Origin of the sequence: Aliihoeflea sp. 2WW, assembly GCF_000497755.1 — a bacterium.
Lineage (GTDB): Bacteria > Pseudomonadota > Alphaproteobacteria > Rhizobiales > Rhizobiaceae > Aliihoeflea.
On record NZ_AYOD01000001.1, the window covers coordinates 334,789 to 358,261 of the forward strand.

Annotated in this window: 23 protein-coding genes and 1 tRNA gene; 7 read left to right on the forward strand and 17 right to left on the reverse strand. The window is 63.9% G+C overall.

Annotation, left to right across the window (positions count from 1 at the left end; genetic code table 11):
* Positions 1–124: 124 nt before the first annotated feature.
* On the forward strand, positions 125–1,414 hold the full coding sequence (gltA, locus tag ALII_RS0101685) for a citrate synthase (RefSeq protein ID WP_024585605.1): 1,290 nt from the start codon (positions 125–127) through the stop codon (positions 1,412–1,414).
* Positions 1,415–1,459: 45 nt separating this feature from the next.
* Here the strand turns inward: gltA and ALII_RS0101690 are convergent, their stop codons facing one another.
* Positions 1,460–2,110 (reverse strand): hypothetical protein, encoded by a 651-nt coding sequence (locus ALII_RS0101690; RefSeq protein WP_024585606.1) that lies wholly within the window; start codon positions 2,108–2,110, stop codon positions 1,460–1,462.
* A gap of 156 nt (positions 2,111–2,266) precedes the next feature.
* On the opposite strand from ALII_RS0101690, the gene ALII_RS0101695 reads away from it, so the two are divergent.
* The 3 genes from ALII_RS0101695 (at position 2,267) to ALII_RS0101705 (ending at position 4,791) form a co-directional block, all read left to right on the forward strand.
* Positions 2,267–2,539 (forward strand): DUF4212 domain-containing protein, encoded by a 273-nt coding sequence (locus ALII_RS0101695; RefSeq protein ID WP_024585607.1) that lies wholly within the window; start codon positions 2,267–2,269, stop codon positions 2,537–2,539.
* Between the two features lie 15 nt (positions 2,540–2,554).
* Positions 2,555–4,354 carry a sodium:solute symporter family protein gene (locus ALII_RS0101700; protein WP_024585608.1) on the forward strand — a complete coding sequence of 600 codons (1,800 nt, stop codon included), beginning with the start codon at positions 2,555–2,557 and terminating at the stop codon, positions 4,352–4,354.
* Positions 4,355–4,428: 74 nt separating this feature from the next.
* Entirely contained in the window at positions 4,429–4,791 is a 363-nt protein-coding gene (locus ALII_RS0101705) for a YggT family protein (protein ID WP_024585609.1), read from the forward strand.
* Here ALII_RS0101705 and ALII_RS0101710 read toward each other — a convergent pair.
* From ALII_RS0101710 to ALII_RS0101750, 9 genes are all read right to left on the reverse strand, one after another.
* Positions 4,788–5,582: an ATP12 family protein gene (locus tag ALII_RS0101710; protein WP_024585610.1), complete on the reverse strand. Its 795-nt coding sequence runs from the start codon at positions 5,580–5,582 to the stop codon at positions 4,788–4,790. The genes ALII_RS0101705 and ALII_RS0101710 overlap by 4 nt on opposite strands.
* A gap of 17 nt (positions 5,583–5,599) precedes the next feature.
* The gene (locus tag ALII_RS0101715) at positions 5,600–6,523 is read right to left on the reverse strand and encodes a DMT family transporter (protein ID WP_024585611.1); all 924 of its coding nucleotides are present in this window, start codon (positions 6,521–6,523) and stop codon (positions 5,600–5,602) included.
* Positions 6,524–7,501, reverse strand: coding sequence for an RluA family pseudouridine synthase (locus tag ALII_RS0101720; protein ID WP_024585612.1), 978 nt, complete (start codon positions 7,499–7,501; stop codon positions 6,524–6,526).
* Between the two features lie 91 nt (positions 7,502–7,592).
* The gene (locus tag ALII_RS0101725) at positions 7,593–8,915 is read right to left on the reverse strand and encodes a replication-associated recombination protein A (protein WP_024585613.1); all 1,323 of its coding nucleotides are present in this window, start codon (positions 8,913–8,915) and stop codon (positions 7,593–7,595) included.
* A 12-nt stretch (positions 8,916–8,927) separates the two neighbouring features.
* A complete protein-coding gene (locus tag ALII_RS0101730) occupies positions 8,928–10,403 on the reverse strand; it encodes a DegQ family serine endoprotease (protein WP_024585614.1) in 1,476 nt (491 codons plus the stop codon).
* A gap of 118 nt (positions 10,404–10,521) precedes the next feature.
* Positions 10,522–12,015, reverse strand: a complete 1,494-nt coding sequence (gene tig, locus ALII_RS0101735) for a trigger factor (protein ID WP_024585615.1) — start codon at positions 12,013–12,015, stop codon at positions 10,522–10,524.
* 131 nt (positions 12,016–12,146) lie between these two features.
* Positions 12,147–12,231, reverse strand: a tRNA-Leu gene (locus ALII_RS0101740).
* A gap of 108 nt (positions 12,232–12,339) precedes the next feature.
* On the reverse strand, positions 12,340–12,915 hold the full coding sequence (locus ALII_RS0101745; protein WP_024585616.1) for a GDYXXLXY domain-containing protein: 576 nt from the start codon (positions 12,913–12,915) through the stop codon (positions 12,340–12,342).
* On the reverse strand, positions 12,912–14,024 hold the full coding sequence (locus tag ALII_RS0101750) for a DUF2157 domain-containing protein (RefSeq protein ID WP_024585617.1): 1,113 nt from the start codon (positions 14,022–14,024) through the stop codon (positions 12,912–12,914). Before ALII_RS0101750 ends, ALII_RS0101745 begins: the two co-directional genes overlap by 4 nt.
* Positions 14,025–14,247: 223 nt before the next feature.
* Between ALII_RS0101750 and ALII_RS21775 the strand changes: the two genes are divergently transcribed.
* Positions 14,248–14,388 carry a DUF1127 domain-containing protein gene (locus ALII_RS21775; RefSeq protein WP_081718860.1) on the forward strand — a complete coding sequence of 47 codons (141 nt, stop codon included), beginning with the start codon at positions 14,248–14,250 and terminating at the stop codon, positions 14,386–14,388.
* Positions 14,389–14,519: 131 nt separating this feature from the next.
* Here the strand turns inward: ALII_RS21775 and ALII_RS0101760 are convergent, their stop codons facing one another.
* On the reverse strand, positions 14,520–15,122 hold the full coding sequence (locus ALII_RS0101760) for a hypothetical protein (RefSeq protein WP_024585618.1): 603 nt from the start codon (positions 15,120–15,122) through the stop codon (positions 14,520–14,522).
* An 80-nt stretch (positions 15,123–15,202) separates the two neighbouring features.
* Between ALII_RS0101760 and trmFO the strand changes: the two genes are divergently transcribed.
* On the forward strand, positions 15,203–16,612 hold the full coding sequence (trmFO, locus tag ALII_RS0101765) for a methylenetetrahydrofolate--tRNA-(uracil(54)-C(5))-methyltransferase (FADH(2)-oxidizing) TrmFO (protein ID WP_024585619.1): 1,410 nt from the start codon (positions 15,203–15,205) through the stop codon (positions 16,610–16,612).
* Here trmFO and ALII_RS0101770 read toward each other — a convergent pair whose 3' ends face one another.
* The 6 genes from ALII_RS0101770 to yajC all read right to left on the reverse strand — a co-directional run bounded on the left by ALII_RS0101770 (position 16,613) and on the right by yajC (position 22,314).
* On the reverse strand, positions 16,613–17,548 hold the full coding sequence (locus ALII_RS0101770) for a sterol desaturase family protein (protein ID WP_024585620.1): 936 nt from the start codon (positions 17,546–17,548) through the stop codon (positions 16,613–16,615). It lies immediately after the preceding gene.
* On the reverse strand, positions 17,541–17,996 hold the full coding sequence (locus ALII_RS0101775) for a hypothetical protein (RefSeq protein ID WP_024585621.1): 456 nt from the start codon (positions 17,994–17,996) through the stop codon (positions 17,541–17,543). The genes ALII_RS0101770 and ALII_RS0101775 overlap by 8 nt, the downstream gene beginning before the upstream one ends.
* A 62-nt stretch (positions 17,997–18,058) precedes the next feature.
* Positions 18,059–18,871 (reverse strand): squalene/phytoene synthase family protein, encoded by an 813-nt coding sequence (locus ALII_RS0101780; protein ID WP_029660084.1) that lies wholly within the window; start codon positions 18,869–18,871, stop codon positions 18,059–18,061.
* Positions 18,871–19,260, reverse strand: a complete 390-nt coding sequence (locus tag ALII_RS0101785; RefSeq protein ID WP_024585623.1) for an Mth938-like domain-containing protein — start codon at positions 19,258–19,260, stop codon at positions 18,871–18,873. Before ALII_RS0101785 ends, ALII_RS0101780 begins: the two co-directional genes overlap by 1 nt.
* Positions 19,261–19,266: 6 nt before the next feature.
* Positions 19,267–21,822, reverse strand: a complete 2,556-nt coding sequence (gene secDF / locus ALII_RS0101790; RefSeq protein ID WP_024585624.1) for a protein translocase subunit SecDF — start codon at positions 21,820–21,822, stop codon at positions 19,267–19,269.
* Positions 21,823–21,975: 153 nt separating this feature from the next.
* Complete coding sequence (yajC, locus tag ALII_RS0101795; protein ID WP_024585625.1) at positions 21,976–22,314, reverse strand: preprotein translocase subunit YajC; 339 nt, start codon at positions 22,312–22,314, stop codon at positions 21,976–21,978.
* A gap of 203 nt (positions 22,315–22,517) precedes the next feature.
* On the opposite strand from yajC, the gene ALII_RS0101800 reads away from it, so the two are divergent.
* Positions 22,518–23,351: an ATP-binding protein gene (locus ALII_RS0101800; RefSeq protein ID WP_024585626.1), complete on the forward strand. Its 834-nt coding sequence runs from the start codon at positions 22,518–22,520 to the stop codon at positions 23,349–23,351.
* Positions 23,352–23,473 lie beyond the last annotated feature (122 nt).

Here is a 23,473-nt window from a genome sequence, read left to right on the forward strand (position 1 = left end):
TGTCGGTGAACTTGGCACGGCAATGCAAATGCGCTAGCTAGAGCGCGCACGGCGGGTCGTCGGTTATGTTTCATGACAATGATGCACTGCCAAAGAAAGTCTTCCGCATGAATGAGGTGTTGATATGACTGAAGGGACGGCGAAACTCGAATTCGGTGGCGATTCCCACGAATTCAAGGTGCGGAAAGGCTCTGTCGGTCCGGACGTCATCGACATCGCGACGCTCTACAAGAACACCGGTGCCTTCACCTACGATCCCGGCTTCACCTCGACCGCGAGCTGCGAATCGGAGATCACCTATATCGACGGCGACGAGGGCATCCTGCTCCACCGCGGCTACCCTATCGACCAGCTCGCCGAGCACGGCGATTTTCTCGAAACCTGCTACCTCCTGCTCTACGGCGAACTGCCGACCAAGGCGCAGAAGGAGGATTTCGACTATCGCGTCACGCACCACACGATGGTGCACGAGCAGCTTTCGCGCTTTTTCACCGGCTTTCGCCGCGACGCCCACCCGATGGCCGTCATGTGCGGCGTCGTCGGCGCGCTGTCGGCCTTCTATCACGACTCGACCGACATCTCGGACCCGCATCACCGCATGGTCGCCTCGATCCGGCTGATCGCGAAGATGCCGACGATCGCCGCGATGGCGTTCAAGTACCATATCGGCCAGCCCTTCGTTTATCCGAAGAACGAGCTCTCCTTCGCCGCCAACTTCCTGCACATGTGCTTCGCCGTGCCGTGCGAGGACTACAAGGTCAACCCGGTGCTGGCGCGCGCCATGGAGCGCATCTTCATCCTGCACGCCGACCACGAGCAGAACGCGTCGACCTCGACCGTGCGCCTCGCCGGCTCGTCGGGCGCCAATCCGTTCGCCTGCATCGCGGCCGGCATCGCGTGCCTATGGGGCCCTGCACATGGCGGCGCCAATGAGGCAGCGCTCAACATGCTCTCGGAGATCGGCTCGGTCGACAAGATCCCCGAATTCATCGCCCGCGCCAAGGACAAGAACGACCCGTTCCGCCTGATGGGCTTCGGCCATCGGGTCTACAAGAACTACGATCCGCGCGCCAAGATCATGCAGAAGACCACGCATGAAGTTCTCGGCGAACTCGGCATCAAGGACGATCCGCTTCTGGACGTTGCGATGGAACTCGAGCGCATCGCGCTCACCGACGAATATTTCATCGAGAAGAAGCTCTACCCGAACATCGACTTCTATTCGGGCATCACGCTGAAGGCGCTCGGCTTCCCCACGACCATGTTCACCGTTCTGTTCGCGCTCGCGCGCACGGTCGGCTGGGTCGCGCAGTGGAAGGAGATGATCGAGGACCCGAACCAGAAGATCGGTCGCCCGCGCCAGCTCTATACCGGTCATGCTGAACGCGATTACGTGCCGATCGCCAAGCGCTGATCGGCAGTATGCAGGACGACGAAGGGGCGCCGCGGCGCCCTTTTTTCATGTCCGGTTGCGGAAATCGGCGGCGACGGCGTCGCGGTCGATCATCCTGCGGTAGTCGCGCCGGATCTCGATCCATGCGAACTTCAGCGAATTCTCGACGATTTCGCGGTCATAGGCCTTGAGCTGGGGGGCGATCGGCGCCCATTCCACGAGCGTTGCGGGGCTGGTGTCGAACACGTCCGCGCCGGCGGCGACATTGTCCCAATGAATGCCACCGATCCGGGCACCGAACGCGGTGCGCCAGTCCTGCTCGGCGCCGGCGTGGGCGAGTTGTTCGGCATTGCCGCGCAGACCCGCCTCGTAGCACCGACGTGCGAGCATGTTCTTCTGTTCGCGCGACAGTCGGCCCTGCGCCCCGACATCGGCGACGGCGAAGATCGTCATGTCGGAGAGACAGGCCGCGAAGATGTGTGCCTTTGCGATGTTGATCGAGGCGATGAACTGGTCGTCCTCGAACATCGAGGGATAGCGCGTTCCCATACGAGTCTTCAGGTAGCCGTAGAGCTTCTTCTGCGCGACGAAGGCCGAGCGCGCCGAGACGAAGTGCTCGAACGTGTCGACGTCGTCCAGCTTCCGTGCGCGCGCATTGAAGCCGAACATGCCCGCCAGAACGCGGCCGGCCTCTTGTGCTTTTTCCAGTATTGCCAAGTCCTCACCTCCCTGTGGGTACGACCAATGTCTCAATTCCATTCGCCGGACACTTGACCGACACTTTGCCGTCACGATTGCGATTCCATCGCCGGGAGGCGGCAATCGGGCTGTTGGCGGAGAGGTCGCTAACACAATTTGAGGGAGGAGGACACCATGTCCGCTGACAATAGGGAAATCCCCCAGGACGTGAGAGATCGCTACTGGGCAAAGACCAGGAATCTGACGGTCGTCATTTTGATTCTCTGGTTCATCTTTTCCATCGTGGTCCCGCTGATGGTGCGGCCACTCAATGAAATCACGTTTATGGGCTTTCCGCTTGGCTTCTACATGATCTGCCAAGGTTCGCTCATTGCGTTCGTCCTGCTCGTGTTCTTCCAGAACTGGCGGCAGGACCAGATCGACGACGAATTCGGCGTCGGCGATTAAGGGGGGAATGACGCAATGAACGGGAGTTTTCTCGACAATCTCGGCCGGGTCTACGGCCTCTACACAGGCGGATTTCTCGTCTTCATCCTGCTGATGGCCGTCCTTGAACAGATGGGCGTCGGCGCCGATACGATCGGCATTCTCTTCGTCGCCTTCACCATCTTCATTTACGCGGCCATCGGCTGGATGTCGCGCACGATGGAAGTGGAAGCCTACTACGTCGCCGGTCGTCAGGTGCCCGCCGTCTACAACGGCATGGCGACTGCTGCCGACTGGATGTCCGGTGCATCCTTCGTGGCGATGGCCGGCGGCATCTATTTCGGCGGCTACAGCTATCTCGCCTTCGTCGTCGGCTGGACCGGCGGCTACATCCTCGTGAACTCGCTGATGGCGCCCTACTTGCGCAAGTTCGGCTGCTACACGGTGCCGGACTACATCGGCACGCGCTACGGCGGCAACTTCGCGCGCATTTTGGCCGTCGTCATCCTGGTCGCCGCATCCTTCACCTATGTGACGGCGCAGATCACCGCAACCGGCACGATCGCTGCGCGCGCACTGCACATTCCGTTCTCCTGGGGTGTCTGGTTCGGCCTCTTCGGCATCCTGGTCTGCTCCATGCTCGGCGGTATGCGCGCCGTCACATGGACGCAGGTCGCGCAGTACATCGTGCTGATCATCGCCTATCTGGTGCCGGTCATCTGGATGTCGAACGTCCAGGGCTTCGGCATCATTCCGCACTTCTCCTATGGCGAAGCGGTCCAGACCATCACGGAGCTCGAGGCTCAGTATGGGCTGACGGCACCGCCTGAGGGCGTTGCGGGCATGAAGGCGCTGGTCACACCGCATGTCGAACCGACGGGTGCGTTGGCCGAATGGCGCTTCATCACGCTGGCGATCTGCATGATGGCAGGTACGGCATCGCTGCCGCACATCCTGATGCGCTACTTCACCACGCCTTCCGTGCGCTCCGCCCGCAAGTCGGTCGCATGGTCGCTGCTTTTCATCTTCCTGCTGTACTTCACGGCGCCGGCTCTGGCCACGCTGACGAAGCTGCAGCTTCTCGACCCGTCGCTGCCGACGGCCATCATCGGCAAGACGATCGAGGAAGTTCAGGCCCTTGCCTGGGTCCAGAACTGGAGCAGCGTCAACTTCCTGGCGATCATCGACCACAATGGCGACGGCATTCTCCAGCTCAACGAGTTCTTCATGCGCGAAGACATCGTCGTCCTGGCAACGCCGGAAATCGCGGGCCTGCCCTACGTCATCTCCGGCCTCGTTGCCGCAGGCGGCATGGCGGCTGCAATGTCGACGGCAGACGGTCTGCTGCTCGCCATCGCCAACGCGCTCAGCCACGACCTCTACTACAAGGTCATCGACCCGAAGGCCGACACGAAGCACCGCCTGATCGTTGCGCGCGTTCTTCTGGTGATCATCGGTGCCGCAGGTGCCTTCATGGCTGCGATGCAGCTAACCGGCATTCTCGGCGCGGTTGCATGGGCTTTCTGCTTCGCCTGTTCGGGCCTCTTCTTCCCGCTCGTCCTCGGCGTGTGGTGGAAGCGGGCGAATACGCAAGGCGCGATCGCCGGCATGGCAGCGGGCTTCATCTCCGGCACGATCTACCTGTGGTACGTCTATACGGGTGGAGCGCCGATCATGGGTCTCGACGATCTGCGGTTCGGCATCATCGGCATGGCCTTCAGCCTCGTTGCGATGGTTACCGTCACCTTGATGACGCCGGAGCCCGATGCGGAAATCCAGCGCATGGTCGACGAAACCCGCATTCCGACGGGTAAGCCGATCCTGGACCCGCACTAAGGCCCGGTTGCAAACGCCGCAGGGGCGGGACATCGTCCCGCCCCTGCCCTTTTTCTCAATGAACGATTCGGTCGATGGAACAGGTACTTGGAAGTTTCCCGCTATGGGTGATCGTCGTCGACTACGTGCTCGGCGTCATCATGTGGACGCTTATCGGCCGGGCGGCGATGAATTTCTTCCTGTCGGAAGATTCGAACTTCTTCTTCATGCGCTTCTTCGTGCGCTCGACGAATCCGATCCTGCGCGTATTCCGGCCGATCACCCCAAGCTTCCTGCTCGAGCCGTTGATCCCGCTATACGTCGCGTGGTTCTTCTTCCTGTTCCGATTCTACGTGATGCCGTGGCTGCTCGGCTATTCGGTGATGGGCATGCTGTCCTTCCCGCTCGAAAGCGAAATCGCCCGCGCCATCCAGGTTTTCCTGACGCCGAGGCCCTAGCCTTTCAATGCCTCGATCAGCGCGGCTGCGGCCAGCATGTCGCGCTTCTTGGCGGCGCGCATGCGTGCCGCTTCGCCATCCTCGCCCCACTGCGCGATGTTCCAGTCCTCGTCGACATGGGCAGCCGCCCAGCCCTCTTCCGGCGAAAGCTCCCCCGCATCGACCGCGAGCGCGATCAGCGCCGAACCGGTGAGCGACGTCATGACGTGCAGCGCCGACAGGCGGAATGGTTCTTCGCGCATCTTCAGGTGAATGCCGATGGCGCCGATGGCCTCGCGCGGCTGGTCGACATGCATGACACCCTCCGCGAGAACGAACCGCGCGCCAAGGCTGGCGCGCGCCCAGTCGATGATGCCGTCCCAGGCTTCGCTTTGGCGTTCGACCAGCGATTCCGGCCCGTCGGCGCGGTAGCAGACGAGGTCGGTCGACGAGTAACGCAGGATGTCTTCGAGAACGGCCTGCGTGTCCGTCGAGACACCATCGATCGCGGTGTTGGCGATCCGCAGGACCGGCATGTCGAATGGATTGATTTCCTCGGTCTGCGCGTCGAACTCATCGGCGACGAGCCGCGCGGCGGCCTCGGTCGGCAGCGCAAGCACAGCGCGTCCTGGCGTTCGGACCTGCTTGCCATCAAGTTCCACTGCGAACGTGCCGCTGGCGGCGTCCTGCCGGACCGAAGCCGCCTTGTAGAAGCGTTTTGGAAGCGGCGTACGCATCTGCTTTTGCGCCCGCTTCATCGGATTTTCGTCCGAAACGAACGGGGTGTCGAGATCGCTCAGGATATCGCGCATGGTCGGTCCTCGAATGTTCAGCCGGGCGGAATGCGTCTGCGCACCGGGCGGTTGACGACGAAAAGCCCGGCGGCGATGAGCGTCAGAGCCGCGAATATGTTCATCGAAAGCGGCTCGTTCAACAGGAAGCCGCCGCATAGAACGCCGAAGGCAGGCGTCAGGAAGGCGAAGCTGGCAAGTCCGGTCGCCGGATAGGTCCGGATCATCCAGAACCAGAGGATGTAGGTGAAAGCGACCACGAAGATCGCTTGAAACAGCAGCGCGCCGGTTGCCAGAGCCGACACGTCGCGCAGAATCGCCCCGCCGAAAGGCAGAAGCGGGATGGCAAAGATGACGGAAACGACGAGCTGGTACATCAGCGTCTTTTCTGCCGTCGCGTCCGACAGTTTGGATTTCTTGATGACGAGCGTCGTCGCGCCCCACAATACGCCGGCGGCAAGGCACATGAGATCACCGCGCAAGGCCGAAGCGTCGGGCAGGCTGAGCTGATCGACGAAGACGAGCGCCACTCCGACGAACGCCATCGCCAGCCCGAGGAACTTGGTCGAAGTGATCCGCTCGCCGAGAAGGAAGTGCGCCCCGATCAGAACCCAGAACGGCATGGTGTTGATCATGAGCGCCCCGCGCGCCGCGGTCGTGTAGTCGAGGCCGAAGAAGATCAGCATGAACTCGATGGCAAACAGCGCGCCGGCAAGGAGTCCCGGCCACAGCGTCCCATCACGCTCGAACAGGCGGATGCCGCGCCAGACGCACCAGCCATAGACCAGAACCGCCGCGATGCCCGAGCGGGCAAGCGTCAGGAAGATGGGGCTGTAGCCGGTATTGGCGACCTTGATGGCGACCTGGTTCAGGCCCCAGGAAAAGGTCAGCATGATCATCATGGCAACGGCGAATCCGTCGATCACCGCGCGTCGGTCAATCGCCGTTCCTGCCTCGCTCATTCAGTCGTCCGCCGAATTCTCGTCGAAGCCGAGGAGGTTCCAGCTCTGCTTCATATGCGGCGGCAACTGCGCCGTGACGTCGATCTTGCCGCCATCAGGATGCGGAATGATGATGCGGCGCGCGTGAAGGTGCAGGCGCTTCTGCATGCCACCGGGGAAATCGTAATTCTTGTCGGCCTCGAAATATTTCGGATCGCCGAGGATCGGGCAGCCGATATGCGCGGCGTGGACGCGAAGCTGGTGCGTGCGGCCGGTATAGGGCTCCATTTCGAGCCACGACATCGTCTGCGCAGCCTGCTCGACGATGCGGTAGAAGGAGACGGCATGGTCCGCGCCCTTCTCGCCGTGGTCGGCGACGCGCATCCGGTCGCCGTCGATGGTGGATTCCTTGACCATCCAGGTCGAAATCTTGTCCTCGCGCTTGGGCGGCACGCCCTTGACCAGCGCCCAGTACGTCTTCTTGGTCTCGCGGTGGCGGAACGCTTCGGCCAGCTTCATCGCCGCAAGGCGCGTGCGGGCGACGACGAGGACGCCCGAGGTGTCGCGGTCGAGCCGGTGAACGAGGCGCGGCTTCTCGCCCTTCTGGCTGCGCAGCGCCTCGAGCATGGAATCGACGCTTCGCGTGATGCCTGATCCGCCCTGGACGGCCAGACCGGCCGGCTTGTCGAAGACGATGACCTTCTTGTCTTCGTAGAGCATCATCTTGGCGAGCACGTCGCCGTCGTCCTCGCCGCGCATGGTCCGCGCCGTCACCGGGCCGGCCTTCCTATCGACCGCCAACGGTGGAACCCGAACCTTCTGACCCTCCTCGAGACGCGTGTCGGACTTGACCCGTCCGCCGTCGACGCGGACCTGGCCGGAACGCAGCAGCTTTTGCAAGGGGCCGAAGCCGAGCCCGGGAAAATGCACCTTGAACCAGCGGTCGAGGCGCATTCCTGCCTCGTCCCTTGCCACTGCGATCTGTTCGACGCCTGCCATTCTTATTCTCTTTTCGCGTATGAAGAGCGCCCATAGCACTCCAGACAGGCAGGCGCGAGGTTCAGGCCGTCGAAATCTGCAATCCAGCTTCCTAACGGCCCGATTGGCGCTCCGCGCGCAGCTTCTGCCAATAGTCGAGGCGCTTCTTGATCTCGCGCTCGAAGCCGCGGTCCGGCGGGTCGTAGAATTTCTGGCGACCGAGCGCCTCGGGGAAGTAGTCCTGGCCGGAGAACGCGTCGGGCGCGTCGTGGTCGTAGAAATAGCCGGTGCCGTAGCCCTCCGACTTCATCAGCTTGGTTGGTGCATTGAGGATGTGCTTGGGCGGCAGCAGCGAGCCGTTCTCCTTGGCCGCACGCATCGCCGCCTTGTAGGCGACGTAGACGCCGTTCGATTTCGGCGCGGTGGCGAGATAGACGCATGCCTCCGCCAGCGCCAGCTCGCCTTCCGGGGACCCGAGATAGTCGTAGGCGTCCTTGGCCGCGAGCGTGATCGCCAGCGCCTGCGGATCGGCAAGTCCGATATCTTCCGAGGCCATCCGTACGAGCCGGCGGCCGAGATAGAGCGGGTCCTCGCCCGCATCCAGCATGCGCGCCAGATAATAGAGCGCGGCATCCGGGTCCGAGCCGCGCACCGACTTATGCAGCGCGGAGATCAGATTGTAGTGCCCGTCCTGTCCCTTGTCGTAGACAGGTGCCCGACGCTGGACGATGCGCTGCAGGCCTTCGGCGTCGAAGATTTCATCGCCGGCCGCTGCGCGCCAGATTTCCTCGGCGAGCGTCAGCGACGCGCGCCCGTCGCCGTCCGCCATGCGCAGGAGAACCGCGCGCGCTTCTTCATCGAGCGGCAGCGGCTTTTGTTCGTTTTCCTCGGCGCGGACCAGTAGCCGCTCGATGCTCTCGCCGTCCAGCGGATGGAACGTCAGCACCCGCGCCCGCGATAGCAGAGCGGCGTTGAGCTCGAAGGACGGGTTCTCCGTCGTCGCGCCGACGAGAACAACGGTGCCGTCTTCCATCACGGGTAGGAAGGAATCCTGCTGGGCGCGGTTGAAGCGATGAATCTCGTCGACGAAGAGAAGCGTCTGCCGCCCCTGAGTGCGCCGCAGCCGCGCCGTCTCGAACACCTTCTTCAGGTCCGCGACGCCGGAGAAGATTGCCGAAATCTGCTCGAAGGCCAGTCCCGTATCGCCGGCGAGGAGCCGTGCGACGGTCGTCTTGCCCGTTCCCGGCGGTCCCCAGAAGATCATCGAGCCGAGCGTGCCGGAGCGCAACATGCGCGTCAGTGCCCCGCCCTCGCCGGTCAGATGCTCCTGCCCGACGACGTCGGCGAGCTTTTGCGGCCGCAACCGGTCGGCGAGCGGCTGGCCCACGGGCCGCCGGTCATCCTGATCGTCACCTGTCGAGAAGAGATCGGCCAAGGGGTCCGTCCGTCAAAAACGCAGCGCCTGGCGCAGCAAACGCCCCTCGCGCTCCAGTGTAAAGCGCCACCAGCGCGTCTGCGCCGATACAGCCGTTTCGAGCGCGGCCGGGCTGTCGATTTCGTCGCCATTGACCTCGTGCACGATGTCACCGGGCCGAAGGCCGAGGCTGGCGGCAGGGGACGAGCGGTCGATCTCGACGATCGCGACGCCGCGCGCCTGTTGGGGCAGGCGCAGCCGCTGCGCGAGGCGCGGCGACAAATTCTCCACCGTCGCGCCTGCGAACGGGCTCGAACCGGCGATCTTCACCGCTCCACCCGCAGCCCCCTCCGGCGCGCGCACGAGCGTGATGTCCAGGTCGCGCTCGTGCGCCTGGCTGAGAACGCCGAGCCTTGCGGTCGAGCCGATGGCGAGTGTCGCGAGGCGGTAGCCGAGTGCGTCGGGATGCTCGATCGCGCGATCGTTCAGGGCCAGCACGACGTCGCCCGGGCGCAGGCCCGCGCCGGCGGCTGGCCCTTCCGCCGCCACGCTCGCCACCAGCGCACCGCGCGGCCGGTTCATGCCGAGCGCCTCGGCGATCTGCGGCGTCACCGCCTCGAAGGTCGCGCCAAGATAGGGCCGTTCGAAATAGTCCGACCCGCCCTTGGCGGCGTCGACGACGGCACGGACCATGTTGGACGGGATCGCGAAGCCGATGCCGATCGAGCCGCCCGACTGGCTGAAGATCGCCGTGTTGATGCCGACGACCTCGCCGCCCATATTGACCAGCGCGCCGCCCGAATTGCCGGGATTGATCGCCGCATCCGTCTGGATGAAGAAGCCGAAATCGGAAATGCCGATATGCGAGCGTGCGAGCGCGGAGACGATGCCGCTCGTCGTGGTCTGGCCGACGCCGAACGGATTGCCGATCGCGAGCACGAGGTCGCCGACCTCCAGCGCGTCGGAATCGCCGAGCGCGATCGACGCGAACTCCTCGTCGGCCTCGATCTTCAGGATCGCGAGGTCGAGCGACTCGTCTTTCAAGAGGATCTGCGAGGTGAACTCGCGCCCGTCGGGCAGCGCCACGCGCACCTCGTCGGCGTCGCGGATGACGTGGTTGTTGGTCACCACATAGCCGGACGGATCGACCATCACGCCCGAGCCGAGCGAGGATTGGACGCGTGGCGGCATCTGCCGGTTGAAGAACTGCTCGAAAAAGGGGTCGCCCATGAAGGGCGAGCGCGCCTGCACCTGCTGCGAGGCGTAGACATTGACGACGGCAGGCCCGGCCTCGGCGACCAGCGGCGCATAGGATAGCTGCATTTCGCTCTGGCTGAACGGCAGCCGGCGCTGGACGGGACGCTCGCCTTCGGGGGCCTCGGCCGGCATCTCGGTGCGCTCATTGCCGAAGCCGAACATGTCGAGCAGGCTGCGATTGCGCTCTTCCTGCGCATGCGCGGGCCCGAGCATCGTCGCTGCCATCGTCAAAGCCAAGATCAGTCGGCGCATCGCGAATCCCCTTGTCGTTTCGCGGGCAATGTCGTGTCCGATTGTGCAAAATGGAAGGCCCCGAATGCAGAAAGGGGCCCTTGCGGACCCCTTCCCTCATTCAAGCCGGACCAACGCCTTATTCGGCGTCCTTGTCCTTGGCAGCGGCCTTCTTCTTCGGCGCAGCCTTCTTCTCGGCCTTTTCCGCCTTGTCGTCGGCGTCGGCTTTCTTTTCGGCAGCCTTCTTCTTCGGTGCGGCCTTCTTTTCAGTCTTCTTGGCGTCGGCCGCTTCGTCCTCGTCCTCGGCCAGCAGTTCCTCGCGGGTCACCTTAACGTCGGTGACCTTCACTTCGTTGAGGAGGTGGTCGACGACCTTCTCCTCGAAGAGCGGGGCGCGGACATTGGCGAGCGCGGCCGGGTTGTTGCGGTAGAAGTCGTAGACTTCCTGCTGCTGGTGCTGCGGAACGCGGCGGATCTGTTCGAAGAGCGCGCGCTGCAGTTCGTCGTCGGTGACCTGCACGCCCGCCTTCTCGCCGATCTCGGCGAGGACGAGGCCGAGGCGCACGCGGCGCTCGGCAAGGCGCTGGTACTCGGCGCGTGCCTCGTCTTCCGTCGTCTCTTCGTCCTCGAAGGAGCGGCCGGCCTGTTCGAGATCGCGGGTGACCTGCGTCCAGATGTTGGTGAACTCGGCCTCGACCAGCTTGGACGGGGCTTCGAACTTGTACTCCTCGTCGAGCGCATCAAGGAGCTGGCGCTTGGCCTTCTGACGGGTCAGCGCGCCGAACTGGGTCTCGATCTGGCCCTTGATGATCTCGCGCAGCTTCTCGGCCGATTCGAGGCCGAGCTGCTGGGCGACTTCGTCGGTGATCTCGAGGTCGCCCGGCTTGGCGACTTCCTTGACGGTGACGTCGAAGGTGGCTTCCTTGCCCGCAAGGTTCTGCGCGCCGTAATCGGCCGGGAAGGTCACGTTGATCGTCTTCTCGTCGCCGGCCTTCAGGCCGACGACCTGGTCCTCGAAGCCGGGGATGAACTGGTTGGAGCCGAGCACGAGATTGGCGTCTTCGGCAGCGCCGCCGTCGAAGGCCTCGCCGTCGATCTTGCCGACGAAATCGATCGTGACGCGGTCGCCCTCGGCGGCCTTGCCCTTCTTGGTCTCGTAGGTGCGCGCGGATTCGGCGACCTTCTTGACCTGCTCCTCGATCTCCTCTTCCGGCACGTCATAGACCTGGCGGGTGATCTTGACGGACGAAAGGTCCTTGGTCTCGATCGCGGGGATGACTTCGTAGTCAATCGAGAACTCGAAATCCTGGCCGCCGGAGAGGATCTTCTCGGCTTCCTTCTCGTCCTCGGTCATGGTGACTTCGGGCTGCATCGCGGCCTTCTCGCCGCGGTCGGCGAGAATGTTGCGCGGCGAGGACGAGATGATCTCGTTGACGACTTCGGCCATGAAGGAGCGGCCATACATCTTGCGCAGGTGCTGGACCGGAACCTTGCCGGGACGGAACCCGTTCAGGCGCACCTTGCCCTTGGCGTCGGACAGCCGCTCCATGAGCTTGGCTTCCATGTCCTTGGCCGGCACGGACACCTTGATCTGGCGCTTCAGCCCGGAATTGAGCGTTTCGGTAACCTGCATCTTACAACCTTTGCTATCGCATGCTGCTGTCGCGACGGCGCGCCGCCCAGCCTGCTGAATTCTTGTGGCTTGAACGTCTCAGCCCCATCCGAACCGGGCCGACGCTCAATTTCATTTCCCGGGGTGGCCGTTGGTGCGGGTGGAGGGACTTGAACCCCCACGCTTTTCAGCGCTTGGACCTAAACCAAGTGCGTCTGCCAATTCCGCCACACCCGCTTCACGAGCAGTCAGCCCTTGAAATCGGCTGGTTCTATATCACCGGCTCATGATCGATCAAAGGAAAATTGCCCTGAAAACGGGCTTTTTTCTGGTCGCTCGAGACATCTAGAAGAGCGGTTCGCGATAGATGGCGCGGCCATCGTGGAGAAGCGCCTTGATCTGGGCCGTGCCGTCCTTATCGACAGCCGCCAGTATCTCGAAGCGATCCTGCCGCATCGCGTCCTCGATCGCCCTGCCCTCGCCCTCCGGCACGTAGTAGCGCTCGATGCCGTAGGCGACCTGAACCGTCGCCTCGCCCGAGCCGGCCTCGCTTGTGACAATGCCGCGCAGATCGATCTCGTTTTCGAGCCGTTCGGCCGCGGATGGTCCGTCGAGCACTGCTGCGACGGGTGCAAACGAGCCGTCATCGTCGCGCGACAGCCGCACGTAGACCCAGCGGCCTTTCAGGTCGCGCCCGTCCGTCTCCCCGATCAGCGACCGATCGATGCGGGAAATCGGATAGCCGAGGACGACATAGTCGCCGCGAAGGAGATCGCGCGGGTCGACCGGCTCGACGGCGAGGCGGATTTCCGTTCCTTCGCGCAGAATGCCCGCGCGGCCGAGAATCATCGAGCCGAGGAAGCCGATCTGGACCGCTGCAAGACCAAGGGCGATGGCGAGAATCCGGGCCGGGCGTCTCATGTCGATGCGCCTTCCTGCGCCGGAGGTGCCATCCGTCGCTCGAAGCGCGTCACCAACCGGGCGAAAATGGCGAGCGCGATCGCGGCGAGCGTCAGGAAACCGAATGTGCCGAGCATCGTGCCGACGGTCTGGACATAGATGAAGATGAGTTCGCCGGCGAAGGCGACATAGACCAGCCGCCGGACGCCGCTGCTCTCCTTCCCGCCAAGCAGAAGCGCTGCCGTCAGTCCGGCGAACATCAGGCTCGCGACGACCACCAGTCCCGGGCCCTCGTGCCACTCGACATGAAGAAGCACGCTGGCGAGAACGAAATACTGCAGCATCGACAGTTCGAGGCCGAGATGGGGTGCGGCACTCCTCTCGCCGCGCCAGTCGAGATGTGTCGCGGCGGCGAAGCCGAGCGCGGCCAGCGCCACGGTGACGATCGGCACCACGACGCCCCAGGCGATGAAGAGCACGGTCACATAGGCGCCGAAGGCGAGAAGCGCCAGATCGCGCGCCAGGGCGACGCGCGTATGGAGTGAAGCGATCCAGCCGGCTGCCAGCATCAGCGGGAAAAGATGCGCCGACAAAGGCAGGTTCGCTTCGATCCCGCCCCAGTCACCGAGGCCGGCTATGAGCCAGACGACGGCGAGCAGGATCGAGGCCATCGTCAGCGCGCGCGAGCGCAGCGCGACCGCCGAGACGATCGCCGACAGCCACCAGACGAGGTAAAGCCCGCTCTCGCTGCCCGACAGATGATACATCTGGCTGACCAGAGCCATGCCGGCGGCAAACGCCGCCGAGCCGATCAGCCACAGCGCGTCGGCAAGATAGCGCCTGCCCAGCATGGAGGCCCACGCACCAAGGCCGTTCGCGGTGAGGATGATGGTCGCGATCAGGCCGACCCGCGCCAGACGCGGCATCGCTTCCCAGTTCGCGGCGATGAAGATCAGGAGTGCGGCCGAAAAGAGCAGCGCCGACATCACGATCAGGACGCCGGAAACGGCAAATCCCCCGCTTCGCGTGGCGACGTCGTGACGAAGGCGCTCAGCCAGTTCGGCATCGATCAACCCGCGCTTTTTCCAGTCTTCGATTTCGCGCTGCACAAAGCGGTTGCGTCGCGTCATGCAAATTCCCTTCAAACCCCTGCCCTGGCGGGGATATGACGCCTGATGACTGCGCCCGAATCGTGGCGCCTGCCCACTTTCGACACAGCTCCTAACGGCCGTTAATGGTGCAATGCACAAACTGCATCGCAGGCATGCAGAAACTGCACTTCAAATATGCAGGTGCCGGGATTATCTGCACGTCATACCGCAAGAACAACAGCAACACGAAACGAGAACGACCATGAACCTGATCCGCAACTACCGCAACTGGCGCCGTTACCGCGACACCGTCAACGAGCTGAGCCGCCTGTCGACCCGCGAACTCAACGACCTCGGCATCGCCCGTGGCGACATTCCGTTCGTCGCCCGCAAGGCCGTCTAACGAAACAATCAGTTCCGCTCGTCCCGTCTCCTCCCCGGGGCTCGAGCGCGAAAGACCGACGATTATCCTCCTCCCGATCGTCGGTCCACATCAGCGGCGCTCCCGGTCCTCCCCCGGTGAGCGCCGTTTTCTTATCTGCGGCCCATCTGGCCGCGTCCCAGCCATTCCTCCAGACGCATGACGTCCGGGGGCCCACCCGCGGGCTCGTACCAGCTATCCACGGCCCAGCGCTGCCCGCCATTGTCGCGAATGACCGCGGTCGCGTGGAAATAGCGTCCATCGAAGATGACCCCGCGCGTCACGTTGGTCTGCACTGTGTGGTGCTTCAGCAAACCGTTCGATGCGAGATAGCGCAGGAAGGTGCGGGTGTTGGTGGATTCGTCGATGCAGTCCATCTGGCCGTGCTGGCCGGTTTGCGACAGATCGGATTTGGGCTTGTCCGCGACGCCCAGCCGTGCCGTGGCCGCATTCTCGAAGACCTGCACCGCCTTGCGGATCGCCTCGCGCTCGGCCGCGGCATCCGCATTTGCCGCGAACAGGGCGCGAAGGCGTTGCTGGTTGTCGGCCGAGAAGGTCAGTGCCGTCTGGTTGCGGCAGTCGAAGCCGTGGCAGACCGTGAGCCGGCCGGTCGACACGTTCGCGATGTCGTCACTGTAGTTGGACGAAACGGAGGTGCAGCCGGCCGCTATTGCTGCGAGGGCCGTGAGGAGAGCGAATCGCGACGACAGGGTCATCCGTCTTCGTAGCATCCGCCTCCCGCATCGCAACGGAGCTTTGATTTGCAAAGGCGCGCGCTGTGGATTATCTCGCCGCAATGAGCACACAACCTGTACACGTCATCGGCGGCGGCCTTGCCGGTTCCGAAGCCTCCTGGCAACTCGCCCAAGCCGGCGTTCCCGTCATCCTGCACGAGATGCGCCCCGTTCGCGGCACAGACGCGCACAAGACCGAAGGTCTTGCCGAACTCGTCTGTTCGAACTCGTTCCGTTCGGACGACGCCGAGATTAACGCGGTCGGGCTGCTGCACGCCGAGATGCGCCTTGCCAATTCGCTGATCATGTCCTGCGGCGACGCCAACCAGGTGCCGGCAGGCGGTGCGCTCGCGGTCGACCGCGACGGTTTTTCCGATGCCGTGACCGCGAAGCTCGAAGCCCATCCGCTCATCACCATCCTTCGCGAGGAGGTCGAGGGCCTTCCGCCCGCCGACTGGGACAAGACGATCATCGCGACCGGCCCCCTCACCGCGCCGTCGCTCGCCGCCGCCATCGCGGAGGCGACGGGGGCCGATGCGCTCGCATTTTTCGACGCCATCGCGCCGATCGTCCATTTCGACTCCATCGACCTCGACGTCGCCTGGTTCCAGTCGCGTTACGACAAGGTCGGCCCCGGCGGCACGGGCAAGGACTACATCAACTGCCCGATGGACAAGGACCAGTACCTCGCCTTTGTCCAAGCGCTGATCGACGGCGGCAAGACCGAGTTCAAGGAATGGGAAGGCACGCCCTATTTCGACGGCTGCCTGCCGATCGAGATCATGGCCGAACGGGGCGTCGAGACGCTGCGGCACGGCCCGATGAAGCCGATGGGCCTGACCAACGCGCACAATCCCGAGGTCAAGGCCTATGCCGTTGTCCAGCTTCGCCAGGACAACGCGCTCGGCACGCTCTACAACATGGTCGGCTTCCAGACGAAGCTGAAATATGCCGAGCAGACGCGCATCTTCAAGATGATCCCGGGCTTGGAAAATGCAGAGTTCGCGCGCCTTGGCGGGCTCCACCGCAACACCTATCTCAATTCGCCGACGCTGCTCGACGGCTCGCTGCAACTGAAGTCGCGGCCGGGCCTTCGCTTCGCCGGCCAGATCACCGGCTGCGAAGGTTATGTCGAGAGCGCCGCCATCGGACTTCTCGCCGGCCGCTTCGCCGCTGCCGAACGCCTGGGACGCCCCCTCCCCGTACCGCCGCTGACGACGGCTTTCGGCGCCCTGCTCAATCACATCACCGGCGGCCACATCGTCTCCGACGAGGAGCCGGGCAAGCGCTCGTTCCAGCCGATGAACGTCAATTTCGGCCTCTTCCCGCCGATCGAGGCGCCGAAGTCGGAAGGCAAGCGCTTGCGCGGCAAGGAAAAGACCAACGCCAAGCGCCGCGCCATCACCGCGCGCGCGCTCGTCGATGCGCGCGAATGGCTCGGCGTCGCGCCCGCGCGGGAAGCCGCCGAATAGCTATTCGGCGGCCGGCAAGCCGGGCTTGCCCGCCTCGCCCGGATGGCGCTTCACATACGCCGCCTTGATCGTCTGCGAGGTGTCGCGCGACCCGTCATGGCTCCAGCCCGGCGGCTGGAACAGATAGTTCAGCCGATCGGACACCGTCAGCCCCGGTTGCGCCGCATCCTTGAACATGCCAACCCATTCGTGGAACGCTACCTTCACCGGATTGTAGGTGCCGATGTTCTTGACGATGCCGTAGCGCGGCGCGTCCTCCGGCAACTCCTCGACGAATGTCCCGAACATCCGGTCCCAGATGATCAGCGTGCCGGCATAGTTGGCGTCGAGATAGCGCGGGTTGGTCGCGTGATGGACGCGGTGGTGCGATGGCGTGTTCATGATGAACTCGATCGGCCGCCACATCTTGCCCACCGTCTCGGTGTGAATCCAGAACTGCCATACAAGGTTGAAGCCGAAGACGAAGGCGATCACCGCCGGGTGGAAGCCGAGCAGCACCAGCGGCACCTGCAGAACGAACATGCCGGTGAAGAGCCCCGTCCAGCTCTGCCGCAGCGCAGTCGACAGATTGTAGTGCTGGCTGGAATGATGGTTGACGTGCTCTGCCCACACCCAGCGCACTCGGTGCGCGATCCGGTGGTAGATGTAGTAGCGCAAATCGTCGAGCAGGAAGGCGGCGAGGAACACCCACCAGCCGAGCCCGAGGTCGAACAGCCGGAACTGCCAGACCCACAAGAGCGCGGCGAACGACACGACGCCCAGCAGGATGCCGGCAACCACATTGCCGGTGCCCATGAGAAGGCTCGTCAGCGTGTCGCGGGTCGAAAAGTCCCCCTTTGCCCTCCCCGTCCGCACCAGCCAAAGCTCGATCAGCATGGCGAGGACGAAGAACGGGATCGCAAGCTGCGTCACCGATGGAAACTGATAGTCATCCATGCCGGACGGACCCGATGTGATAGCGCGGTGCGTCGAGGGCGGCTTGCGGGAACCAGCCGGCGACCTCCGCCGCGATGCCCGTGTCGTCGAAGACGTAGCGCCCGCCCCTCCAGGTGAAATCGCGCGGTGAAACGGTGATGGCCGCGTGGTCGGCGACGACGCTGGCGGCCAGGTCGGATGCGCCGATTTCCCGCGTCAGGAAATGCTGGCCGAAAATCTGGACGTAGCCGACGCGGCCCGGTGTCGAAAGGCGCAGGAACGCGACATCGCGAGTTTGCGTCAGACGCCCGTCGAGCACTTCGGTTTCGGGATAGTCGCCACGATAGGCGGCGATGGCGTCGAACACGGTCTCGAACTGGCCCGAACGGCTGCCGCCCGAATAGTGGACTGCCAGAACCACGACCGCGATGCCGACAACGACGATCGATGCGAGCAAAACAAGGCTCATATCTGGATCTCCTCCCGATCCGGACTTTGCAGGAGGCAAGCGTAGCAGCATTGACGTTTGCGTCAACGCGCCGGCCAGCCTCCAACGCCAACCTTCAGCATCTGCCACCGGCGCGCAAGCGGCCCGGCAAGACGCCCCGCCTGGCGCACGGCAGCAGCCGACGGCGCCAGGGCGATGAAGGCCGGGCGTACCGTGTCGGGAAGCGCGGCGGCTGCTGCAAGAAAAGCGCTGCGATGCTCGCGCGCGATGGCCTGCAAGCCTTCGACCGCAGCGCCGGATCGCTCCTCATGTCCCGCTTCGCCAAAATGCTGGCGGTCGAGCTTGATCGCAGCCAACAGGTCGCCCGGCAGGTAGGGCCGCAGCCGCGCCGGCTGGTTTCGCCATCGCAAAGCCTGCGTGACGGTCGCCATGCAGCCGCCATGGCCGCAGGCGTCGGCGGCACGGCTCGCCGTGTCGCGGTCGAGGACCATCGCGGCAAGCTGGAGCATGATCCCGCTCGTCTCGCCGCAATAGGCTTCGAGATCGCCGCGCGCGGGGAAACCGTCATCGTAGAGATCGAAAAGGCGGGCATCGAGATAGGTCGAAAAGGCCGTCTTCGGCAGGCCGTGGGTCTGGATCACCGTCGCAAGTTCATCGGCGAGCGGATTGCCCGTTGCACTGTTCCCTTCGGCATCGATCCGATCCTGCCACCAGCGGATGCGGATTTCGCCGGCCATCGGCTCGCGCACCTTGCCGCGCAGCGAGGCGATCTCGGCGTCGAATGCGGCAATCGCCAGAAGTGCGGCCCGCTCGTCTTGAGGCGCGAACAGGCTGGCGAAAAACCGGTCCGGATCGTTCTGGCGAACGAAATCCCGGACGAAGGCCGCGTTGTCCATCACTCGACCGCGATCAGGGCCGCGGCGACGGCGCGCTCCTCGGCGAGGAGCACGTTGAACGTACGGACGGCCGCGCCTGTCGACATCGGGTCAGCGGAGATGCCGGCTTCACGCAAGCGCTTGCGAAGATCGGCCGGCAAGGGGCGCAAATCCGGCCCCATCCCGACGAGCAGGATTTCGATCGCTTCGCTTTCGGCCAGAAGCGGTTCGAAATCGTCGATCGCTAGCGCCGCCGGGTCCGCCGGCGTCCAGCCATGAATGCCGGAGGGCAGGCAGAGAATCGATCCGCGATGCGACATGTCGGCAAAGCGGAATCCGCCATTGCCATACGCATCGATCGGCGCCCTGCCGGGAAAGTGAGCGTCCCGAATGACCAGGCCGTGCGACATCTTCGGTCAGGCCTGGCTCGGCTGTGCGGGCGGCGCATCCGACGTCTGATCCGCCTCGGTCTTCGCCGGGCGAAGATTGAACAGGATCAGCAGCGGGCCGGCAACGAACACCGACGAATAGGTGCCGACCAGGATGCCGATGATCATCGCGATGGTGAACGACGCGATGACCTCGCCGCCGAAGAGATAGAGCGCGAACAGTGCGAGCAACGTCGTCACGCCGGTCAGGATCGTCCGCGACAGGGTCTGGTTCAAGGACAGATCGAGAATGTCTGCGATCGGCATCTTCTTGAATCGCCTGAGATTTTCGCGCACGCGATCGTAGACGACGACCGTATCGTTGATCGAATAGCCGACCACCGTCAGCACCGCGGCGATACTCGTCAGGTTGAACTCGATGCCCAGCAGCACATAGAACCCGATCAGCATGATCACGTCGTGCAGGGTCGAGACGATGGCGCCGATGGCGAACTGCCACTCGAAGCGCAACCAGATATAAACCAGCATCGCCAGCATCGCGACAATGACCGCGATCGTGCCGTTTCGGGCGAGTTCGCTCGAGATGGTCGGTCCGACGATTTCGACCCGGCGGAATTCGTAGTCCGCTTCGAGCACGCTGCGAACCTGCTGAACCGCCGCCTGTTCTGCGGTGTCGCTTTCAGCATCCTGCGTGCCGATGCGGATCAAAAGCTCGTTCGGGCTGCCGAATTCCTGCACCTGCACTTCGCCGAGGTTGAGATCGGTCAAGCGGCTGCGCACGTCGCCCGCATCCGCCGGCCCTTCCCGCGACTGGACCTCGATGCTTGAGCCGCCGCGGAAGTCGATGCCGTAATTCATGTTAACGGTGAAGAACAGTGCGATCGCGGCAACCGTCAGGGCGCCCGAGATGAGGAAGCCCCAGTTGCGGACCTTCATGAACGGGATCTTGGTGTCGAACGGGATGTAGCTGACGGCGCCGGCGGGCATTTCGGTCGGGCGCTGCCTGCGAAGCCACCAGGCAATGAGCCAGCGTGTCAGCGTATAGGCGGTGAAGACGGTCGTGATGATGCCGATGGCGAGGGTGACCGCGAAGCCACGAACCGGGCCAGAGCCGAGGAAGAACAGGATCGCAGCCGCGATGAACGTGGTCAGATTGGCGTCGATGACGGTCGATAGCGCGCGCTGGAAGCCCGAATCGAGTGCCTGGACGATCGATCGTCCCTGGCGGCGCTCTTCACGCACGCGCTCGAAGATGATGACGTTCGAATCGACGGCCATGCCCATCGTCAGCACGATGCCGGCGATGCCGGGCAGCGTCAGTGTCGCGCCGAGCGTCGACAGGATCGCGACGATCATCGCGAGGTTGGCGAGAAGCGCGATGTTGGCGATGATGCCGAGCTTGCCATAGGCGACGATCATGAAGGCGAAGACGAGGAAGCCTGCCAGAAGCGAGGCAATCTGGCCGGCTTCGATCGAGTCCTGGCCGAGGCTCGGGCCGACGGTGCGTTCTTCGATGATCGTCAGATCGGCCGGCAAGGCACCGGCGCGCAACAGAACGGCGAGGTCGTTCGCGCCCTGAACCGTGAAGCTGCCGGAAATCTGACCCGAACCGCCAAGGATCGGTTCATTGATGCGGGGGGCGGAAATGACTTCGTCGTCGAGAATGATCGCGAAGGGTCGGCCGACATTCTGCTGGGTCGCCTGGCCGAAGCGCGTCGCGCCCTGATTGTCGAAGCGGAAGGAGACGACGGGTTCGTTCGTCCGCTGGTCGAAGGTCGCCTGCGCGTCGACGAGGTTTTCGCCCGAAACGATGACGCGGTTCTCGATGAGGTAGGGGACGCGCGGCTCGTCCGTCGAGTAGAGGACTCGCGTGCCTGCCGGCGGCCGTCCGTTGATCGCATCGTCGACGGAGTTGGTCTGGTCGACCATCTGGAACGTGAGCTGCGCCGTTTGGCCGAGAATTTCCTTCAGCCGTTCGGGGTCCTGAAGGCCGGGAACCTGAACGAGAATTCGGTCCTCGCCCTGGCGCTGGATGATCGGTTCCGTCGTGCCAAGTTCGTTGACGCGCCGGCCCACCACCTCGATCGACTGGTTGAGCGCGGAATTGAGCCGGTATGCGATGCCCTCATTGCTCAGCGACAGGCGGAACAGGCCCGGTTCCGTTTCGGCCAGATCGACTTCGGTCACGACGCCGGTGCCGAACAGCCCGGAAGATACGGGCTCGGCCAGCGCCTGCAGCGCCGTGCGTGCCGTTTCGATCTGGGCTTCGTCGCGAACGCGAACCTGGACGGTGCTGCCGCTTTCGGTCAGGCCCGTATACCCGACGCCCGCGTCGCGAAGCGAGGTTCGCACATCGTCCCGCACGGTCTCGAGACGATCGTTGGCGAGGCCCTGCCGGTCGATCTGGAGCAGCATGTGCGAGCCGCCCTGAAGATCGAGGCCGAGCGTCATCTGGCGCTTGGGCAGCCAATCCGGCAGAGCCGACAGCGTCGATTGCGACGCCATGTTCGGCAAGGCGAAGAGGACGCCCAGGAGCACCAAGAGCCAGATCGAGATCGTCTTCCAGCGGGAAAAGTAAAGCATTGGGCCTCGTAAGGGCAGTTTCGCAACAGGGCTTTGCCGCCCCGCGCCACACATTATCGACTTATCGGCTCAATCGAAGCAAATCCGGCGCAGACCGGCCGTATCGGTGCGCGGCGCTCGAGACCATCGAAGCTCGATGATCCCCAATTGCGACTACTTCTTGGCGTTCTGGTTGGCGACAGGTTCGCCCTTGACGCGGACATCCGCGATCATCGCGCGAAGCGACGTCACCTTGAGACCGTTGCCGAGGTCGATCTCGAGCTCGTTGTCGTCGATCACCTTGGTGACCTTGCCGATCAGGCCGCCGCCGGTGACGACCGTATCGCCGCGACGAATGGCGGTGAGCATTTCGGTGCGCTTCTTCAACTGGGTCCGCTGCGGGCGGATGATCAGGAAGTACATGATCACGAAGATCAGGAGAAAGGGCAGAATGCTGACGAAAATGTCAGGGGCGCCGCCGGCTGCCTGCGCATATGCGGGGGTCACGAACATCGATTGCTCCTGGTGAAAATACGCGAAGGGACCGCATGCGGCGGTCCCGTGAAATCGGCGCGAATATAGTCGCTAAGGCCATCAATGCAACTCTTGTTGCCGCCCGTTACACCGCTTTGCGCATGCGGGCCTGCGTGATAGAGCCGCAGCATTGCAAAAGCTGGAGGAAGAACAAGTTGGATCGCCCTGACGTCGCCCGCCTGATGACGCAACTCGAGCGCGTCGCCGAAGCCCTCGAACGCATGGGGCCGCGGCGGGTCGCGACGCCCGATTTCGATGCGGCGGACTGCTTCGTCTGGAATGCCGACGAACTTGCGCTCGATCCGGTCAGGAAGGTGAGCCGCGTCGCAATCGGCCTGATCAAGGGTGTCGACCGCGTCCGCGATATCCTGCTCGAGAATACGCAGCGCTTCGCCGTGGGTCATTCCGCCAACAACGTCCTGCTTTGGGGCGCGCGCGGAATGGGCAAGTCGTCACTGGTCAAGGCCGCGCACGCCGAAGCGGCGGCATCGTCCCCGGCCCTCAAGCTGATCGAGATCCATCGTGAGGACATCGACACCCTGCCCCGGCTGCTCGGCCTCGTGAAAGACACGCCGTACCGCTTCATCCTGTTCTGCGACGACCTGTCCTTCGATCACGACGACACGTCCTACAAATCGCTCAAGGCGGCGCTCGAAGGCGGGGTCGAGGGCCGGCCGGACAATGTCGTCTTCTACGCGACCTCCAACCGGCGCCATCTCCTGCCCCGCGACATGATCGACAATGAGCGCTCGACGGCGATCAATCCGTCGGAGGCGGTCGAGGAGAAGGTGTCGCTGTCCGACCGCTTCGGCCTCTGGCTCGGCTTCCACAAGTGCTCGCAGGACGACTATCTGGCGATGATCGACGGGTACGCCGCGCATTTTTCGCTCGACGTTCCGCGTGAGGAGTTGCATCGCGACGCGCTGGAATGGGCCACGACGCGCGGCGCGCGCTCGGGCCGGGTCGCCTGGCAGTTCACGCAGGACCTGGCGGGACGGCTCGGCCGCAGCCTTTGAGCGCAACGCAAATTGCCCGCCCCGCAAGCGGGACGGGCAGACGCGATCCTGGACTGGAGACTAAACAGGCAGCGTCGAACGCCGGCCACTTCGTGCGGCGAGGCGTCGATACCTCGCACCGC

Bases quoted from the DNA above. Each gene is read 5' to 3' on its own strand.
- gltA (WP_024585605.1), top strand. From the start codon at position 125: ATGACTGAAGGGACGGCGAAACTCGAATTCGGTGGCGATTCCCACGAA.
- ALII_RS0101695 (WP_024585607.1), top strand. From the start codon at position 2,267: ATGTCCGCTGACAATAGGGAAATCCCCCAGGACGTGAGAGATCGCTAC.
- ALII_RS0101700 (WP_024585608.1), top strand. From the start codon at position 2,555: ATGAACGGGAGTTTTCTCGACAATCTCGGCCGGGTCTACGGCCTCTAC.
- ALII_RS0101705 (WP_024585609.1), top strand. From the start codon at position 4,429: ATGGAACAGGTACTTGGAAGTTTCCCGCTATGGGTGATCGTCGTCGAC.
- ALII_RS0101710 (WP_024585610.1), bottom strand. From the start codon at position 5,582: ATGCGCGATATCCTGAGCGATCTCGACACCCCGTTCGTTTCGGACGAA.
- ALII_RS0101715 (WP_024585611.1), bottom strand. From the start codon at position 6,523: ATGAGCGAGGCAGGAACGGCGATTGACCGACGCGCGGTGATCGACGGA.
- ALII_RS0101720 (WP_024585612.1), bottom strand. From the start codon at position 7,501: ATGGCAGGCGTCGAACAGATCGCAGTGGCAAGGGACGAGGCAGGAATG.
- ALII_RS0101730 (WP_024585614.1), bottom strand. From the start codon at position 10,403: ATGCGCCGACTGATCTTGGCTTTGACGATGGCAGCGACGATGCTCGGG.
- tig (WP_024585615.1), bottom strand. From the start codon at position 12,015: ATGCAGGTTACCGAAACGCTCAATTCCGGGCTGAAGCGCCAGATCAAG.
- ALII_RS0101745 (WP_024585616.1), bottom strand. From the start codon at position 12,915: ATGAGACGCCCGGCCCGGATTCTCGCCATCGCCCTTGGTCTTGCAGCG.
- ALII_RS0101750 (WP_024585617.1), bottom strand. From the start codon at position 14,024: ATGACGCGACGCAACCGCTTTGTGCAGCGCGAAATCGAAGACTGGAAA.
- ALII_RS21775 (WP_081718860.1), top strand. From the start codon at position 14,248: ATGAACCTGATCCGCAACTACCGCAACTGGCGCCGTTACCGCGACACC.
- ALII_RS0101760 (WP_024585618.1), bottom strand. From the start codon at position 15,122: ATGACCCTGTCGTCGCGATTCGCTCTCCTCACGGCCCTCGCAGCAATA.
- trmFO (WP_024585619.1), top strand. From the start codon at position 15,203: ATGAGCACACAACCTGTACACGTCATCGGCGGCGGCCTTGCCGGTTCC.
- ALII_RS0101770 (WP_024585620.1), bottom strand. From the start codon at position 17,548: ATGGATGACTATCAGTTTCCATCGGTGACGCAGCTTGCGATCCCGTTC.
- ALII_RS0101775 (WP_024585621.1), bottom strand. From the start codon at position 17,996: ATGAGCCTTGTTTTGCTCGCATCGATCGTCGTTGTCGGCATCGCGGTC.
- ALII_RS0101780 (WP_029660084.1), bottom strand. From the start codon at position 18,871: ATGGACAACGCGGCCTTCGTCCGGGATTTCGTTCGCCAGAACGATCCG.
- ALII_RS0101785 (WP_024585623.1), bottom strand. From the start codon at position 19,260: ATGTCGCACGGCCTGGTCATTCGGGACGCTCACTTTCCCGGCAGGGCG.
- secDF (WP_024585624.1), bottom strand. From the start codon at position 21,822: ATGCTTTACTTTTCCCGCTGGAAGACGATCTCGATCTGGCTCTTGGTG.
- yajC (WP_024585625.1), bottom strand. From the start codon at position 22,314: ATGTTCGTGACCCCCGCATATGCGCAGGCAGCCGGCGGCGCCCCTGAC.
- ALII_RS0101800 (WP_024585626.1), top strand. From the start codon at position 22,518: ATGACGCAACTCGAGCGCGTCGCCGAAGCCCTCGAACGCATGGGGCCG.